We start from the raw sequence: 976 nt of genomic DNA, 5'->3' as shown, positions 1-976 counted from the left end.
GCAGGAAGGATATCGGTCAGTTTTTCACCATAGTACTTCCATGTCATTTCTGTCAGTTCTCCCGCTCTGCTGGGAAGACGGGTATAATCAGGCGGAACGGCCAGAATTTTCTGCCGTTCCCCCAGTTTGTCAAATGCTTCATACAGCCCCTTCTGCAGATCGTCACCCGACAAATCTGTTTGAGAGGAACCTTTTTCGTAATAAATCATTGCTTTGTGTCGATCATTTATCTGCAACAAACCGGTCACCCTCGCATAACCTGCCGGTTACATCGGATGAAGAGGACCAGTCTGTCGCAGTTTATTTACAATTATACATCGTATGTTGTAGAAGCAGTATTTCCACCACGACCTGTCCAGTCGGTATGGAAGAATTTTCCACGTGGACTGTCGAGGCGTTCATACTGATGAGCGCCAAAGTAATCCCGTTGTGCCTGCAACAGGTTTGCCGGTAGACGCTCGCTGCGGAAACCGTCGTAGTAACACATAGCCGAGGTGATGGCCGGTACGGGAATACCGTTCAACAATGCCGTGGCACATACTCTGCGCCAGCTCTCTTCGGCCGACTGTACCGCATTCTTGAAGAAGGGGTCAAGCAGCAAATTCTCCAGTGCGGGGTTGTTGTCAAATGCTTTTTTGATGTCCCCCAAAAAGCGGGAACGGATGATACATCCACCGCGCCACATCAATGCGATTCCTCCGTAGTTGAGATTCCAGCCATACTCTCTGGCAGCTTCCATCATCAGGTCGTAACCCTGTGCATATGAGATGATCTTGGCACCATAAATAGCGTTTTCGAGATCGTCAATAAACTGCTGTTTATCACCCTTGAAGTCGGGCTTCTTCCCTGTAAGTGTTTTCGAGGCCTTTACCCTCAGATCTTTCTGAGCCGAGAGACAGCGTGAAAATACAGACTCGCCGATCAGCGTGAGAGGAATACCCAAATCAAGTGCCGTGACGGCGGTCCATTTTCCGGT

At 49.4% G+C, this 976-nt stretch carries 2 pseudogenes; both read right to left on the bottom strand.

The window, feature by feature from the left end:
* A pseudogene (locus B3Z75_RS13030) lies at positions 1–209 on the bottom strand (D-mannonate epimerase); the annotation flags it as partial.
* Positions 210–310: 101 nt separating this feature from the next.
* Positions 311–976: pseudogene (locus tag B3Z75_RS13025) on the bottom strand (NADP-dependent phosphogluconate dehydrogenase); the annotation flags it as partial.

Source organism: Proteiniphilum sp. UBA1028, assembly GCF_002316955.1.
Classification (GTDB): domain Bacteria; phylum Bacteroidota; class Bacteroidia; order Bacteroidales; family Dysgonomonadaceae; genus Proteiniphilum.
This window is presented reverse-complemented; position numbering and strand designations above follow the sequence as displayed.